The organism is Spirosoma sp. KCTC 42546 (genome assembly GCF_006965485.1).
In the GTDB taxonomy this organism is placed as follows: domain Bacteria; phylum Bacteroidota; class Bacteroidia; order Cytophagales; family Spirosomataceae; genus Spirosoma.
The window spans coordinates 5,133,199-5,149,146 of the sequence record NZ_CP041360.1 but is presented as its reverse complement, the minus strand read 5'-3'; the positions used below and the strand labels follow the sequence as shown (position 1 = coordinate 5,149,146).

Genomic DNA, 15,948 nt, shown 5'->3' with positions numbered 1-15,948 from the left:
CCCTTATGAAAGTGTTAACTCCGGGAAGAAACTGACATAATCGGTCAGGTATTGCTGGTATTTCTCGGTGTTTAGTTTGTAGAGCTTTCCTTTTTTGGTCACCGAGTTCGTGTCTTTCTCTCCGGTATCAGTCAGGAGTTCCGTCGACATAATTTTCCGGCTGAAGTTCCGACGGTCGAGCTGGGTGTTGTAGATGGCTTCGTACACCTTCTGAAGCTGCGGAATGGTGAACTTATCGGGCATAAGTTCAAAGCCGATAGCGTGCAAGGCCGCCTTGTATCGCAGTTGGCGCATTGCCTGCTCAACCATCGCATTATGGTCAAAAATCAGATCCGGCTTTTCACTCAGGTTAATCCAGTAGGCATTATGCGCGTTGATAGCATTGACGTCCTGCTCCTGAATATTGACCAGCGCGTAATACACGACCGAAATGGTTCGCTCCACCGGATCACGGTTTATCGCGCCGAAGGTTTGTAACTGTTCGAGGTAGTTATTCGTTAACCCTGTGAGATCATACAGGATACGCTGGGCGGCAGCCTCCAGGTCTTCTTTTTCCTTCAAAAAGCCACCCATTAATGACCATTTGCCACGTTCGGGATCGAAGTTTCGTTTAATGAGTAGTAGCTTCAGTTCTCCGCCATCGAAACCAAAAATGATACAATCTAATGCAACCAGAATTCGGTTTGGGTGTGTGTAATGAATCATAGGGCAACGGGTTGTAAAGCGTGCGTCCCGAAAATAGTGATACAGGATAAGCTAATTAGTGCTTTAAGCTAATCAGGCAGGCCAATATACTGTTGAGGGATGAATTTTTAGTTTACATAACTCGTTCTAAAAAACATTTATACGCTTCTGGTAAATTCCTTTCCTGGGTTATCGCAATAAATGGATAAAGTGCAAAACGTTGGTTGGGTATTCCTGCTATTTCGTTTCCCGTTTCACAATCCGATCGGCCAGATCCAATTTTAACGTTCGAATAGTAGCCAATACTAACTCGGCCATTCGGCGGGCTCCGAGTTCATTGAAGTGCGTATTGTCTACTTTACCATCGGGGTAATTTGGATGCTCGCCGGGTGCTAGCTGGAGAAAGAGCAGTTTAGAGTTTTCGGGGCCGAAGGTTTGGAGGAGTTCCTGACTTTGTTTGTCTAAATCAATCAGTGGGGTTTTGTATTCACTGGCCACAGCCCGCACCAGTTCGGAATAAAGCGTATGGGTGCCTTCGATTTTCCCGGCTGCATCAAACTGGCGTCGGGCAACGGGGGTGACGAGTACCGGATTGGCTTTCTTGGCCCGACTTTCGGTGATGAATCGAATCAGGTTTTTCCTGAACTCGTCTTCAGTGGTATAGCTTTTCTTGGTTTTTACCTCGTCGTTATGACCAAACTGAATCAGTACATAGTCGCCTTCGTTCAGGTCGTTGGCTACGGGTTGCCAGCGGTTTTCTTCAATGAAGGTTCGGGTACTGCGGCCATTCATTGCCCGATTATCAACCGTTACGCTTTCATTGAAAAAATGGGCAAACGGCATTCCCCAACCCGTTTCGGGATAGGCCTTCACGTCCTTGATCGACATGGTCGAATCGCCGATGAGGTAGACGGTGATTTTGCCGGGCGGGGGTGTAAACGCCAGCAAAGCGGTAAGGCCGAGTGAGGCAGTGAGTTGGAGAAAGCGGCTTCGGTTCATGCTATATAGTAATGGATAATGAATAATGGACAATGAATAATGGCCAATTGGGCAACTATTGTCCATTTTACATTATCCATTTTACATTATCTATCATTCATTCTATTGTCTACTGATACCCCTGGTTTTGGGCGAACTCTGTTTTGTTGGTTACGGCATCCAACTGCGTTTGCGGAATGGGACGCAGGACGTGATAATCCTGGATATTGACGGCATTATCAGGCGCATAGGCTTTAACACGTTCCACCAGCTTGCCAGTACGCTTCAGGTCGAACCAGCGGATTTGCTCTCCGGCCAGTTCGCGGGCGCGTTCGTCCAGAATGAAATCGAGCGTTACCTGTGTCGACGTAATTTGCATTGCGGCTGCTTTACCTGCTTTCGCAGCCCGGGTGCGTAGTACGTTGATATTGTCGGCAGCGGCCTGCAAGTTCCCTAACTTCATCTGGGCTTCGGCAGCAATCAGGTAGACTTCGGCCAGGCGGATAACAAACACATCACGGGCGCTCTGGGCTTCGTTCAGACTGGGCCGGGTTGGGTCCATAAACTTCGACAGGCTTGGGTAGCGCAGGTTGTCTTTTACGGTTCCGTTGGCATTGTAGATCTTGCTCCGGTCATACGTCTGGTATTTGCGGGTAGCCTCAAACGCATCGGGAATTTCTTTCCGGGTGCAATACACGGCTGTATCGCCCAGGTTCATGCCGGCAGGACGCGTGGTTGAATTGGCATACCAAACCTCATTAAACGAACCTTCGTAACGAGCATCATCGTCGCTATAGAGATCCAGCAGGAAGCGGGTGGGCATGTAGCGGTTGAACGGACGGCCATTCAGGATGTCACGTACCATACCGGGTCGGTCGTCGTATTTCATGAGGTACAACAGGTGCGCGTTGTTGCTGCCCCGGCTGTGTCCGTAGGGGTTGAAGGTCGTATTGGCCAGGTCATCGAGAGCCAGGTTTGCCGAATAATCCACGACATAAATAGCCTCTTTGGTTTTCAGATTGCTCATCTTCCAGAGATCGGCGTAATTAGCTTCCAGTTTGTAGGTATTGCTTGCAATTACCGCCTGCGCCATTTCCAGGGCTTCTTTGTTCATGCCCCGTGTTAGGTACATCCGGGCCAGAAACGCCTGAGCGGCTCCTTTGGTCACTTTACCATATTGCGGCTGAGTGACGGGCAGGTTGGCAACGGCTATTTTCAAATCTTCAAAAATCAGGTTGTAAAATGTTTCAACGGGTGTGCGATTGGCCGTTGAAACAATGCCATTGGTCTCCTCAGTCGTGAAGTGAACCCCACCCCAGGTTTCAACGATATGCCAGTAATAGAAGGCACGCAGAAACCGAAGTTCACCTTCCCGGATGGGCCGCAACGTAGCCGACAGCCCCGCTTTATCGATGCGGTTTATACCCCCGTTACATAGATTAATGGCAGCATAGAACTCACGCCATTCCGTGGTCAGGTAGGTGTCACTTCCCTGAAGATTCAGGTACTGGGTAAGCCCACGGTCGGTTTCTCCTGATCCACTGGTCCAAATGTCGGTACCGGTTTCGGCAATGTTGTGCGCTTCTTCCTTGCCATACCACCAGCGCTGATAGGTGTAGGCCGCGTTGACTAAGGTTTCAAAGCCCTCGGGGGTGGTGTATACCGTTTCGGCGGTCAGGCCGCTGGGGTTATATTCCTCCAGGACATCGTTACACGAGAAAAGGGTAAGCAGAGACAATGTCAATAACCCCGTTTTTAAAAGAAATGCGTTCATGATCGATACGAAATTTTTGGGTTATAGGTTGACGTTCAGGCCAAATACATAGAGTTTGGTCAGGGGGAAGTTTTCGGAACCACCCCGCTCCGGGTCGTAGTTTAGCTTGGTAAATGTGACCAGGTTCTTACCCGTCACGTAGAGCCGCACCCCACGGATGGCTTTGGGGAGTACTTTTGCCGGTACATTATAGGCTAGGGTGATATTCCGAATCCGGGCGAAAGAACCATCCACATAGCCCAGGGTCGACAGGTATTTCAGACCACCGTTTTTGTTGGGTCGTGGATACGCATTGGTTGGATTTTCGGGCGTCCAGTAATCCAGACCCGCCGTGCTGTTGCCAACACCCTGCTGGTCGAAACGGGCCGAGCGGTCGGAGTTAATCATCTGGCCGATACGCGCGTACAGAAACACATTCAGATCGAAGCCTTTGAATTTGACGGTGTTATCGAAACCACCACTCCATTTCGGGCGAGGATTTCCCAGGATGATCCGATCATTAACGGCGTCAATCTTACCGTCGTTATTCTGATCTCTGACTTTAATCTCGCCCGGCAACTGGGTTGGCGATAACTTGGCCGCCAGATCGGCTTCGGACGTCTGCCAGATCCCCAGTTTTTCGTAATCATAAAACACGTTGATGGGCGAACCGATAAACCAGCCATTGCCAATGTCGTTGCCGCCCGTAACCAGTTCCGTAATCTCTTCCTTGTTTTTGGTAAAGGTGACGTTGCTGGTCCAGCTCAGGCTGGAGGTGCGGATGTTGGTACTTCCCAACGATACTTCGATACCGCGATTTCGCGTTTTGCCGATGTTTTGCTTCACGGTCGTTACGCCCGTTGTTGGTGGTAAGCCACGGTCTAGCAGCAGGTCCTGCGTACGGGTATCGTAATAGTCAACGGATGCATTGATCCGGCCATTGAGCAACCCAAAATCGAGGCCTACATTTTTGGTGTACGATAATTCCCAGCCTAATTCCATATTGCCTACGTTCCGGGAAAAAGTGTAGGCCGGAGCGGCCACTTCATCGTAACCGAAGGCGAGCCGGGTTAGTGTTGTCTGCGTAGCGTAAGGCCCTGAAGGATCATTACCCGCCACGCCATAACTAGCCCGTACTTTCAGATCGCTCAGTCCCTTAACACCCTGCATAAACTTTTCGTCGATAACGCGCCACGCAAAAGCTGCCGATGGAAAGAACGTCCATTTGTTGCCTACAGCCAGTTTCGACGAACCATCTTCCCGAGCCGTTACCGTTAGCAAATACCGATCCCGAAACGCGTAATTCAACCGACCGGCAAACGACACCAGGTTGTTCTGGGAATAGGCTGAATTAATCTTGATTTCCTCGGTAGCGCTGCCCAGTGAATAAAACAACTGCGACGGCAGCAACTGGTTAACACCCGAAGCCGAGGCATTGTCGGATGAATTGCTCAGGTAACTGGCAATACCCGTCAGCGTTACAGCATGCTGTCCCAACGTGCGCTGATAAGTGGCTACGTTTTCCCAGTTAAGGCTTCGGCTACTGCTGGTATTATAGGTTGCGAGCGACTTTCCTGACAGTGAGCGATCAATCGATTTCGGCGACGAATAAGCGCCATCCCGCACAGAAGCCAGGTTAACGCCCAGCGTACTCCGAATCATCAGCCCTTTAATAGGCGTTAATTCCAGATAGCCGTTCGTTAAGACACGAGTCGTTAATACCGTGTTGTTGAAGACATTAGGCTGCTCATCCGAAAGTGGGTTCGCCGTTTGGCCATCCAGCATGATGTAATTGAAATTGCCATTGGCATCATACAGAGAGCCGAGAGGACTGATTTTATTGGCCTGGTTCAAGGGGTCTCTCCGTACGCTCTGGTTATAATAGGTAAGCTGACTTTGCAGGCCGATTTTCATCCAGTCGTTAATCGTAAAATCGACATTGAGTCGGCCCGTGTAGCGCTTCAGTTCATCCAGTTTCAGAATCCCCTTTTCATTGTAATAATCGACCGATACGTACGATTTCAGGCGGTCGGTACCAGCCCGGATGCCAACCTGATAATCCTGTTGCAGGCCATTGTGAATGAGAGCATCCTGATAATCGGTCCAGACGCCGTTCTGCAAGGCGTTGTATTCCGCTACGTTGGTGAAAATGGCAGCATCATCGGCCGGACTTTTCCAGACACCGCCCGCCCGCCAGGCTTCCCGTTTAAAATCCCGGAATGCGGTGATATCCATCGCTTTCGGATACATCGTTACCTGCGAAATACCCGAGTACGCATTAAAGGAAATGTCTGGTTTGCCTGTTTTGCCTTTTTTGGTAGTAATCAGAATAACCCCATTGGACCCCCGTGATCCGTAAATGGCGGTGGATGAGGCATCTTTCAGTACATCCATTGTTTCGATGTCATTGGAATTGATATCCTCCAGATTGCTGTACTGAATCCCATCCACGATAATCAGGGGTGAGTTATTACCCCCAATGGAGCGGTTGCCACGAATCGTGATGTTCACCTTGGCACCTGCCTGACCACTGCTTCGGGTAATGTCGGCCCCGGCAATTTTGCCCTGTGCTGCTTCCAGTACATTGGATGTTGGAATTTCTTTCAGTTGTTCGCCCTTAAGCTGAACTACCGAACCAGTCAGGTCTTTTTTACGAACGGCACCATAGCCAATCACAACCACTTCGTCCAGGGCGCTTACATCAGGCACCATAGACACATTGAGCGTCGTTTGACTACCCACCGCTACATCCTGACTCTGGTAGCCAACAAAGGAGAACGTGAGTACCACCCCGTTACCGTCGGGTATTGTGAGTTTATACTTTCCATTCGCATCGGTCGTCGAACCACGGTTGGTACCTTTCACGACAACACTAACGCCTGGTAGACCAGCGTTTTTTTCGTCGGTTACCGTGCCCGATACGGTTTGATCAACCGCTTCGCTAGATGGACTGACAAGCGTATGGGCAGCATCGTCAGTCTCCAGCACGATCTGGCCACCCACTAATCGGTAGGTTAGTTTCAGTGGTTTAAGAAGTTCGGTCAGAACGTCATTTAATTGCTTATCGGTAATCGTAAGCGTAACGAGCCGATCGGCGTTGATTGTTTTTGAGCTATAGACAAACCGGGCGGCAGTTTGTTTTTCGATTTGCGTCAGCACCGAGCGGAGCCGTTGTCCCTCCACTTTCAGCGTAACCGGACGGTTCATCAATTCCTGCCCCTTGCCATCGAATGCAATGGACAGACTCGTACAGGCAATCATCAGGACGAGTTGAACGAGTGATAAATTCATAAGCCGCAGAAATAAACGAGCATGCTGGCTGGGCGAGTTGCCTGTACGTACAGGTTCTCTTTTTTTCATACCTTTAAGAGTTTTGTTTGATTGGACAATCGGCAAAATGATCCTTCCCGTCGGAGCATGATTCGCGGTCTACCCGATGGGGGTCTGGATACTTGACGCTGGTTCATGTTGATCGCATGACCAGCGTTTTTTAGAAAATCAGGGGTTTGGAAACGATCGGTTCATAGGGTTTTGGGTTTTGTTTTTGTAAATGGATAATGGATAATGGATAATGAATAATGAATAATGAATAATGGATTGATAATCAGGAGATTTTAATTAACCATTGTTAATTTTACATTATTCATTATTCTTTATCCATTGACTTAGTCAACGCAGCCTTTGCCACTGATTAAAATAGTGGTACCCTGGACTTCGTACGTTGATTTCAGGGCTGCACAAATAATATCTAACTGCGTATACAGCGGTTGATTCGTCAGATCGGCTGTGAGCGGGCAGTTGTTCTGCTGCTCATTTTCGACTTCGATGTCGATTCCATAGGCTTGTTCGAGTTGCGCCAGAACGGTTGCTAGGGGGGCATCATCAAATTGAAAGGAGACCTGCTTTCGGTCCGTTTCTGGCGCTGGAATGACTTTGGGCGTATCTACGAGGCCGGTTACAAAGTGCTGTTCTTTAGCAAAAAAGGTGGCGGCTTGATTGGGGCTCAGCACTACGCCATTGGTGGCTGGTTGCTTCTCTTCCTGTTGTGTATAAACGGCAACCCGGCCTGTAACCACCTCAACCCGTACCTGACGAGTGTTGGCCTCGGTTCGGATGAAAAAACTCGTGCCTAAAACCTTCGTGACGACCTCGCCCGTGTGGACATAAAACGGGCGGGTTGGCATTTTCTGAATCGAAAAAAAAGCATTTCCCGTCAGGTAAACGGTTCGTTCGGTAGCGGTAAAGTGTTTAGGATATCGTAGGGAACTCTGAGCGGCTAACTGAACGGTGCTTCCATCTTCCAGCCGAACGACCAACGGTTTTGCTGACGTATTGGCCTGCTCAACCCAGTCGGCTTGAGTCGAGCTTGTAAGCGACCGTAGCGGTAGTAAATCAGCGAAAAACCAGCCACCAACCAGGAGCAACGCTGCTGCAATCCCGATCCACCGATAGCGGTATGTGCGTAGCGGAATAACCCGGCCCTGATCGGTAGACTCATCGGTCTCCATTTTACGCTGGATCTGATTCCAGAGACGGGCCTCCAGTTCGTTTGTATCCAGCGCCTGATTTGATTCGCCCGTTTCGGTTTCGAGCAAGCCATACCAGTGTTCAACAAATGATTTTTCTTCAGGTGTACATTCCCCCCGCAGGTATTTCTGTAAGAGTAATCCGAATGATTTTCGGCTCATGACGCAGTAGCAATGGTTTCTACTACCTAAGTCAGTGAGCTGTACAGCTAACCGCAATCAATCTTATTAATTCTTTGAAAAATATACTGTTATTACTGGCTGGGGATACAAATTCTTGATAAAGTTTTATTTGTGGGTTTGGAATGGTACGTATTGAGGGGAAACATGCGCCAACTGTTTTGTGGCGTCGGTTACTTTTAACCGATGCTATGAGGTTTCTCAAAACCTAATGAATTAGAGTAGGTTTTGAGAAACCTAACATGTCAGATGTAAGCATCTGACATCACAAAAAAATAGTTGACGTCCTTAGACATCAGTAGAGATATGAAAATATTGTAGATGTAAGCCTCTGACACCACAAAAATCAGAGAAATAACCCTATCAAAAAGCCGGCTAACAGGTAGTCGCGAAGATAGATGCGGAGGGATTTGATGGCCTGACTCAGGTGATACTCAACCGTTCGTTCGGGAACTTTTAGCTGGGAAGAAATTTCTTTGACGGACTGATATTCAAGGCGATTCAGGCGGAATATCTGGCGGGTTTTTTCGGGAAGGTCGTTCAATTGCTGTTCAACGGCCTGCATTAACTCGGCCAGATCGAGCTGTTCTTCGGTTGCGTACGACGCTTCGGTAAAATGTGCGTAGGCATAGTCGGCGTATTTTTCGTGAACCAGTGTTGATTTGACGTGATTGATAATCGCATACCGGACAGCGGTAGCCAGATAGGCATCCAACTTATCGACCCGTAGCGAGTCGCGACGCTCCCATAATTTGAGGAAAATGTCCTGCACCAGTTCTTCAACTACATCCAGGGATTGGATCTTATGCCTGGCAATGGCATACAGTTTTTTCCAGTAACGCTGGTAAATCTCTCGAAAAGCCTGCTGATCTCCTGTCCGTAAATAGAGTAGCAACATTTCGTCGGGGAGCGATTTATAGTTCACGGTAAAAACGTATAGAGTTTTAACTTATGAAGGCTTTTCGGACAACTAATAGAACGACTTCTACCTAAAAGGAATATTGTATTTTAGGAAGGATAGCTGTTACGCTTATCTATCAGTTGTCGGACCTTTCATCTATTAAATTCCTCTTATTAGTTAAACTTAACAAATAATTTATTGCTTTTTTCTATGCAATCGTTACCGGGAACGTTGCCAAACTATGAACTAACTCGTGATTCCTATAATTATTGGATGAGTGTTGACCGTAAGAACTGAATTCGGAGATAAACTAGATAAAAGTAATATTGTATTTTATACATAAAGGGGCTTCGCTAGAGGCATGGATTCCAGCTATCTGATGTTCTCGCTTGGCTCTGCCGAGTGAGGACTATTCCTTCAAGGGCCTCTGGCCCGTTTTTGCCATATAACACCGGCCAGAGGCCGTTAAAACAATAGTCCTCACTCGGCGAAGCCAAGCGAGAACATCAGCGCCTGGAAAGGGCAAACGTCTTCGTTCGTGTTATTCAGGCGTCACCGACTATAAAACTAAACTATTCAGATAAACCTCAACATTCGTGTAGTGCTCGTCGAGCTTAAACTGACTGGCATCCGACGGACTAGTTGGGTCAAGACCGTGGTTGGTTTCCCAGTTGTCGGGCATGCCATCGGCGTCAGTGTCGGTGGGGGCAGGCTCCTGCTTGAGGGTAACCCAGCCGCCTACATCTTTTTGGGAGTCAATAATTCCTTTTTTCTGTAGACCAAAGGAAGCTGTTCCCGCGCGAACGTCATTGGCGATCCGAACATCGGTGGCGTCGCGCCGGTAACTGGCTCCGGCTTTGTTTAGCACTTGTTCAAAGGCTTGCTGTGCGGTTTGTTCGGCAATGCTTTCGACCAGAAATGGCTGTGTGGCAATGGCTGAATCGGGCTCATCGCATTGGATTCCTCCATCGAGATTGTTGCGGCTGATCACTGAATCGCCTACGACAAAATTGCCGGATACGTAAAATTGACCGTAGGGTTTCGATGGGTTTACAATCCGGCTTTGCAGGTTGAGCGGTGTTGCGGGGCCGCGCTTGTAATAGTTGTTGACCAGATTGTGGTTGCCTTTTTCGCCCCCGTATACATTGTTGATTCCCCAGTTGTAAATAACATTGTTTCGGAAATCAACGAGTTCGCGCTGGGGCTGCTTGTGGTAACGTGACCCACAGAAGCGGGGCATTCGGCTGTTTTGGTGAGCGATCAGGTTATGGTGAAACGAAGCACCCAGACCACCCCAGATGCCACCGTAGCCGTGCGCGCCTTTTTCGTGGACAGACTTGTTCAAACTCTCGGAGATCAGGCACCACTGCATGGTGAAATTCTCGTTGTCGTAAAACGACGCACATTCGTCCGTTGCCCAACTCATGGAGCAATGGTCGATCATGATTTTCTTCTGCCGAAGTCCCGTAATGGCGTCGTCCTGCTGCTTCGCTTCATCACCCAATCGGAAGCGTAGGTAGCGGATAATGACGTTGTTGGCTTCGATGCTAAGGTTGTAGTTTTTCAAGCAGATGCCATCGCCCGGTGCCGACTGGCCTGCAATGGTCAGGTTGCCCTGCCGGATGAGGATTTTCGATTGGAGCGCGATCGTGCCGGATACGGCAAAGACAACGATGCGTGGTCCTCGGGTTGTAACCGCTTCCCGAAAACTTCCGGGGCCGCTATCGTCCAGGTTTCGAACAACCAGCACCTGCCCACCCCGACCGCCGGTTGTGTACTTGCCGAAACCTTCGGCCCCAGGAAAGGCAAGCGGTTTCGAGAATCCGGACTGGCTGAATGACCGAAATGGAATGACGCAGCCAGCCGCAAGAAGCAATACGTGAATATAGATATTAAGAAGAGGTTGGCCTAGTTTAAACCTGTGTAGTTTCATTCGTTTATCAGTATGCGCTATTTTTTTAACGCAAAGTCGCAACAAAATGACGCAACCAACGCCAAGAGTATTTCATTGCGTCTGTTGCGTCAGTCTTTGCGCCTTTGCGTTGAAAAATAACTGTACTACACCAACTGTTGATAAGTCAAATCTCGAAGAGAAACCAGCCTACTCACAAACGTTCGATTTATTTCTGTAGGGGGAGGGTGAAACTGCCGTTCCGAAATTGAACCGTTTTGGCCTCCTGCGAGGTTAGCGTTAGCTCAAACTTTCCTTCAATTACGTTCGCAACCGTATCGGCTCGGGTAACTTCGATCCAGCCGCTATTGGCTCCCTGGGCCCGGTAAGCAGTAAAAACCACATCGCCACCAATAATTAGCCCGTAACTGACACCTGTAATTGGAGCAGGTGTACAGCTAGTTAGCCTGACCGCATCGTATTTTCCAATGGCTAAGGGCACTTTCTCGAAACTCAGGTACTGGGTTTGGTCACAGGGGCCAATACAATTGTAAGGCGCTGCTTTTCTGGCTCCTTTCGGATAAGGTAGCTCATTTGAAATGTATACGTTGAACCGATTTATGCGGCAGGTATCTCCTGAAATTGCTACCACTTTAGATGCAGTTCCACGCCCATACCAGTCTTCGTCATTCAGTAGCGCGATGGCATTCTTTGGCCCGTCCACTCCATCCGGACTGATAGCCGAGTCGTTGTTTGATTTTGAACAAGCCCAGATACCAACCAATAAGCAAAGAAACTGTATTCCGTTTTTCATGGCCATTGTCGTTGATTTGCCTGGTAGACCCTGAACTGACTAATGAGGTTGGAATAAGATAGTTATGGCTTTTACTGTTTCTTCACCTGAATAGCACAACCACCGCCTTTGGCCAGATGAATGGGCAGCCTCGTTTTACTGTTCACCGGTATCTTTTCGATGGTGTACGCTTCGGGATTGGCTTGCCAATCGGCAGTAAGAGCGTCACGATAAACGATGGCTTCGTAGGGTTTGCCAGGCTCCAGAAAGTCAAAGTCGATGGATATGTCCCGGCTATTTTCGTCCGTAATTGCCCCTAAAAACCAGCTATCTTTTCCTTTGGTTTTTCGGGCAATGATCAGATAATCACCTGGTTCAGCAGCAATAATTTTGGTATCGTCCCAGTCGACGGGGACATCCCGAATGAACTGAAAAGCATCCAGATGTTTCTCGTAGTTTTCCGGCAAATCGGCGGCCATTTGCAGTGGACTGTAGAGCGTGATGTACAGGGCCAATTGTTTCGCCAGCGTTGTACGAACGCGCGTTGTTCGGGTACTATCGAACTGATTCAGCTTAAATCGGAATAGACCTGGTGTGAAGTCCATTGGTCCACCAAGCATTCGGGTAAATGGCAGAATCGTGGTGTGTTCGGGCGTGATGCCGAGGGTAGGGGCGTTGTTGAATTCGCTGCCCCGTGCGGCTTCGCTCGCCATCCAGTTCGGGTAGGTGCGGTGCAAGCCGGTTGGGTGGGCCGATTCGTGGGAGTCGATCATGATCTTGTACTGGGCAGCTTTTTCGGCTACACGTTCGTAATGGCCAACCATCCACTGCCCGTCGTGGTGTTCACCGCGTGGAATAATCCGGCCCACGTAGCCCGTCTTCACCATATTGATGCCTTCCTTCACCATATACTGAAACGCGGCATCCATCCGGCGCTCGTAGTTGGTGACGGAACCGGACGTTTCGTGGTGCATAATAATCCGAACACCTTTCGATTGAGCGTAGGCCGTTAGTGAATCGAGATTATAATCGGGGTAGGGAGTTACAAAGTCGAACACGTTCTCTTTCCAGTTGCCAAACCAGTCTTCCCAGCCTACGTTCCAGCCCTCCACCAATACCCCGTCGAAGCCGTATTTTGCGGCAAAGTCGATGTACTTTTTCACGTTCTGGGTATTGGCTCCATGTTTACCACCCGCTTTTTCCCAGGTTGCTTTCCCGATGTGCATCTCCCACCACATGCCCACAAATTTCTGCGGTTTTATCCAGGATGGGTCGGCAATGGTGGAGGGTTCGTTCAGGTTCAGAATCAGTTTGGACGCCAGTATGTCGGTAGCTTTGTCGCTAACGATAATCGTTCGCCAGGGCGTTTGGGTGGGCGTTTGTAAATACGCTTTGTTCCCCACGGCATCGGGCACTAATTGCGAGGTAAGCATTAATTTCTTCTTATCCAGTTGCAGATGCATGACCGGATAATTGAGCAAAGCCGCTTCGTAAATACTGATGTAAAGCCCATCGCCCGTTTTAAAGAGCAAAGGTGTCTGGATCGCATTCGGCCCAATGAGCGATTTTAAGGCCGTGTCTTTTTCCTTATTCGACGCCGTAACCGCATCGACTTCGCTCAGTCGGGTGGTGTTATAGAGGTATTCATTTGAGTCGTAATCACCAGGTTGCCAGAAGGTTTTATGGTCGGCGGACAGCGCAAACTGCGTTTTTTCATCGGCTACAACGAAATGGGTAAGGGCCGTTTGTTGCGGAAACTCGTACCGGAAACCGACGCCATCATTAAACACCCGAAAACGAACCCGCATTTTAATCCCAGAAATGCCTTTGTCTGTCAAGGTAAGTGCCAGTTCTTTATAGTGATTGCGTATCTGACTAACCTCGCCCCAAACCGGTTTCCAGGTTTCATCTTTGGTTGATGAATCGGCCGATGCAATCGTAAACTGGGTCAGCGACACCTTCGGCTTGCTCAGTATAAACCCAACCCCCGACGGCTCGATGACCTTTTTGCCTTTGTACGAAACTTTGTAGGTAACAGCGCCGGTTTGGGTATTGCTGACTGAAAGAACAATGGCTTTATCGGGCGAAGAAATTGAAACGGTCTGTTGGGCGAACAGCAGCGGGCAGGAACAAATCGCTCCAAAAGCGGTAAGAATATGTTTGAAAGTTAGCATCCTGTCGGTTAGTAAAATGATGCATTATGGAGTCGACAAGATAATACGTTTTTTAGACAGGATAAAACGGTGTTTTTTTTGTTATTCTGGGGAGAGTCTTTACAAAGTAGCTAAGCTATAGGAAACCAACATACTAGCAATAATAGCATTGTAGACGAATCAGTAGCATCCATTTTCTTTATATTTGTGTAAACGGAATTTGGCTATGACCGATAAAATCAGATATCAGCAAGGCATCATGGAGAAAGATCCTCGTAACATGACAGACCAAGAACTTATTGCCTGGCAGAAACAGTGTGCCGAGAATGCCCGTACGTATCTATTTTCCATCAATCAGCCGTTAGTTTATATCCGGGAAGATGGTCATACTGTTGCGGAATATAAAGATGGGAATGTGATGGTGGTTCGATGAACATTTACGTGATCGCAGGCCCACCCGGAATTGGAAAGAGTACAAGTGGTAAAAACTTCATTCCCCGCAAAACGCCGATTATTGATCAGGATCTGGCTGGTTATCAATATAAGAAACAAGGTTTTTCTGATTATCGGGATTTAGCTTCATTGAGTACCCAACAGAAAGTAAGAGATCACTTATTTGTCCAGAAAAACTTTGCTCTGGAATTAAATTTAGGTTTTTCATCTCACTACGAGTACTTGAAATCCATTTCGGGATTCGACCCTTCAAACCGAGTTCATTTACTACTTTTCTTCACTGATAATTTATCTCTTTGTATTGACCGGGCCAAGATTAGGCATTTAAGTGGTGGTCATGAGGTGAAACAGGAAATTATTGAAGAGATGTATGCCAGTACATTGCCGCTCTTCGAGCAACATAAAAAGTTATTTTCCAGTGTCCGGCTAATTGACGTTCAAAATACGATTATAACTGAACCTCGCCAGCATAGTGAAAATCTACCCGCCTGGATTAGTACGAATAACTTGACTGGTTATCTGCTCAATTAATGTCCTTCAACTGGTAAATTTTCCCAATAGTGATCTTCAATCTTGTGGTGTCAGTTTCTCAAAACTGACACCACAAGATTGAAGATCACTACTTCAATAAGTCAATTAAACTTTCCACCATTACAGGCGCACCGATGTACAACGGTGTCCGTTGGTGCAAGCTGTGGGGTTTAATATCCAGAATGGCCTGATGACCCGATGTGGCCAAACAGCCTGATTTTTCGGCCAGAAACGCTAAGGGGAAAGCCTCATAGAGCAGGCGTAGTTTACCATCTGAGCTTTTTTTCGTTGGCGGGTACAAATAGATGCCGCCTTTAAGCAGATTGCGGTGAAAATCAGCGACTAACGAACCAATATATCGGGCAGAATACTGGTTCTTCCGGCAAGCAGCTAAATACTCTTTGATCCCGTCCTCGTAACCATCTACATTTCCATCATTGCAGGAGTAAATCTGACCGGTACAGGGGCTATGAATGTCGGGGTGGGATAGGATGTATTCGCCCAGAGAGGCATCGTAGGTAAATCCATTAACGCTATGCCCTGTGGTGTACACCATGATAGTTGAGGAGCCATAGAGAATATAGCCAGCCGCCACCTGCCGACGGCCACCTTGTAGGAAATCGGCCAGGGTAGGCTCGCTTCCAATAGGGGTTACCCGGCGATAGATGGAGAAAATAGTGCCAATCGATACATTCACGTCGATGTTGGACGAACCATCGAGCGGGTCCATCGCTACTACATATTTACCGTGATTGTTGCCTGTATAAATAATATCTTCCTCTTCTTCCGAAATAATGGCGCAGGCTTCTCCGCCGTTGGTCAATGCCCGTTTGAACCGAATATTGGCAATCATATCCAGTTTTTGCTGGCTTTCGCCCTGCACATTCTGGATGCCCATGCCGCCTGTCAGGTCGATCAGTCCCGCCCGATTTACTTCCCGGTGGATGATTTTACCCGCCAAGGCAATGTCGCGCAGGAGTTGTGAAAGTTCGCCTGTGGCATAAGGAAAGGCGGTTTGCCGGTGCATAATGTACCGGTCGAGCGTTACGCCAACGGGTAGTGCCAGCGGATGCGAAGCGGTGATGTCGATTTGTTGCACGTCCAT

General features: G+C 48.4%; 12 protein-coding genes. 2 read left to right on the top strand and 10 right to left on the bottom strand.

The annotated features are described in order from the left end of the window. Positions 1–3 precede the first annotated feature (3 nt). From EXU85_RS21205 to EXU85_RS21165, 9 genes are all read right to left on the bottom strand, one after another. Positions 4–705 (bottom strand): NUDIX domain-containing protein, encoded by a 702-nt coding sequence (locus EXU85_RS21205; protein ID WP_142774009.1) that lies wholly within the window; start codon positions 703–705, stop codon positions 4–6. A 216-nt stretch (positions 706–921) separates the two neighbouring features. Continuing rightward, positions 922–1,683, bottom strand: coding sequence for a rhamnogalacturonan acetylesterase (locus EXU85_RS21200; RefSeq protein ID WP_142774008.1), 762 nt, complete (start codon positions 1,681–1,683; stop codon positions 922–924). Between the two features lie 109 nt (positions 1,684–1,792). Then, the gene (locus tag EXU85_RS21195; protein ID WP_142774007.1) at positions 1,793–3,436 is read right to left on the bottom strand and encodes a RagB/SusD family nutrient uptake outer membrane protein; all 1,644 of its coding nucleotides are present in this window, start codon (positions 3,434–3,436) and stop codon (positions 1,793–1,795) included. A gap of 21 nt (positions 3,437–3,457) precedes the next feature. Then, positions 3,458–6,775, bottom strand: coding sequence for a TonB-dependent receptor (locus EXU85_RS21190; RefSeq protein ID WP_246859179.1), 3,318 nt, complete (start codon positions 6,773–6,775; stop codon positions 3,458–3,460). Positions 6,776–7,080: 305 nt separating this feature from the next. Next, a complete protein-coding gene (locus EXU85_RS21185) occupies positions 7,081–8,103 on the bottom strand; it encodes a FecR family protein (RefSeq protein ID WP_142774006.1) in 1,023 nt (340 codons plus the stop codon). A 364-nt stretch (positions 8,104–8,467) separates the two neighbouring features. After that, positions 8,468–9,046: an RNA polymerase sigma factor gene (locus EXU85_RS21180; protein WP_142774005.1), complete on the bottom strand. Its 579-nt coding sequence runs from the start codon at positions 9,044–9,046 to the stop codon at positions 8,468–8,470. 535 nt (positions 9,047–9,581) lie between these two features. Then, positions 9,582–10,955 carry a polysaccharide lyase family 1 protein gene (locus EXU85_RS21175; protein WP_168207840.1) on the bottom strand — a complete coding sequence of 458 codons (1,374 nt, stop codon included), beginning with the start codon at positions 10,953–10,955 and terminating at the stop codon, positions 9,582–9,584. A 187-nt stretch (positions 10,956–11,142) separates the two neighbouring features. Continuing rightward, positions 11,143–11,727, bottom strand: a complete 585-nt coding sequence (locus tag EXU85_RS21170) for a hypothetical protein (RefSeq protein ID WP_142774004.1) — start codon at positions 11,725–11,727, stop codon at positions 11,143–11,145. 71 nt (positions 11,728–11,798) lie between these two features. Continuing rightward, complete coding sequence (locus EXU85_RS21165) at positions 11,799–13,880, bottom strand: glycoside hydrolase family 97 protein (protein ID WP_210422394.1); 2,082 nt, start codon at positions 13,878–13,880, stop codon at positions 11,799–11,801. A gap of 205 nt (positions 13,881–14,085) precedes the next feature. Here EXU85_RS21165 and EXU85_RS21160 point away from each other — a divergent pair, with 205 nt between their 5' ends. Further along, positions 14,086–14,292 (top strand): hypothetical protein, encoded by a 207-nt coding sequence (locus EXU85_RS21160; RefSeq protein ID WP_142774003.1) that lies wholly within the window; start codon positions 14,086–14,088, stop codon positions 14,290–14,292. Then, positions 14,289–14,843, top strand: coding sequence for a hypothetical protein (locus tag EXU85_RS21155; protein ID WP_142774002.1), 555 nt, complete (start codon positions 14,289–14,291; stop codon positions 14,841–14,843). Before EXU85_RS21160 ends, EXU85_RS21155 begins: the two co-directional genes overlap by 4 nt. Positions 14,844–14,931: 88 nt before the next feature. On the opposite strand, the gene fbp is transcribed toward EXU85_RS21155, so the two are convergent. After that, positions 14,932–15,948, bottom strand: coding sequence for a class 1 fructose-bisphosphatase (fbp, locus tag EXU85_RS21150; protein WP_142774001.1), 1,017 nt, complete (start codon positions 15,946–15,948; stop codon positions 14,932–14,934).

What these genes read in the sequence shown, in the direction of transcription:
- EXU85_RS21170 (WP_142774004.1), bottom strand. Translation starts at nt 11,727, where the DNA reads ATGAAAAACGGAATACAGTTTCTTTGCTTATTGGTTGGTATCTGGGCT.
- EXU85_RS21175 (WP_168207840.1), bottom strand. Translation starts at nt 10,955, where the DNA reads ATGAAACTACACAGGTTTAAACTAGGCCAACCTCTTCTTAATATCTAT.
- fbp (WP_142774001.1), bottom strand. Translation starts at nt 15,948, where the DNA reads ATGGACGTGCAACAAATCGACATCACCGCTTCGCATCCGCTGGCACTA.
- EXU85_RS21205 (WP_142774009.1), bottom strand. Translation starts at nt 705, where the DNA reads ATGATTCATTACACACACCCAAACCGAATTCTGGTTGCATTAGATTGT.
- EXU85_RS21185 (WP_142774006.1), bottom strand. Translation starts at nt 8,103, where the DNA reads ATGAGCCGAAAATCATTCGGATTACTCTTACAGAAATACCTGCGGGGG.
- EXU85_RS21160 (WP_142774003.1), top strand. Translation starts at nt 14,086, where the DNA reads ATGACCGATAAAATCAGATATCAGCAAGGCATCATGGAGAAAGATCCT.
- EXU85_RS21155 (WP_142774002.1), top strand. Translation starts at nt 14,289, where the DNA reads ATGAACATTTACGTGATCGCAGGCCCACCCGGAATTGGAAAGAGTACA.
- EXU85_RS21190 (WP_246859179.1), bottom strand. Translation starts at nt 6,775, where the DNA reads ATGAAAAAAAGAGAACCTGTACGTACAGGCAACTCGCCCAGCCAGCAT.
- EXU85_RS21200 (WP_142774008.1), bottom strand. Translation starts at nt 1,683, where the DNA reads ATGAACCGAAGCCGCTTTCTCCAACTCACTGCCTCACTCGGCCTTACC.
- EXU85_RS21195 (WP_142774007.1), bottom strand. Translation starts at nt 3,436, where the DNA reads ATGAACGCATTTCTTTTAAAAACGGGGTTATTGACATTGTCTCTGCTT.
- EXU85_RS21165 (WP_210422394.1), bottom strand. Translation starts at nt 13,880, where the DNA reads ATGCTAACTTTCAAACATATTCTTACCGCTTTTGGAGCGATTTGTTCC.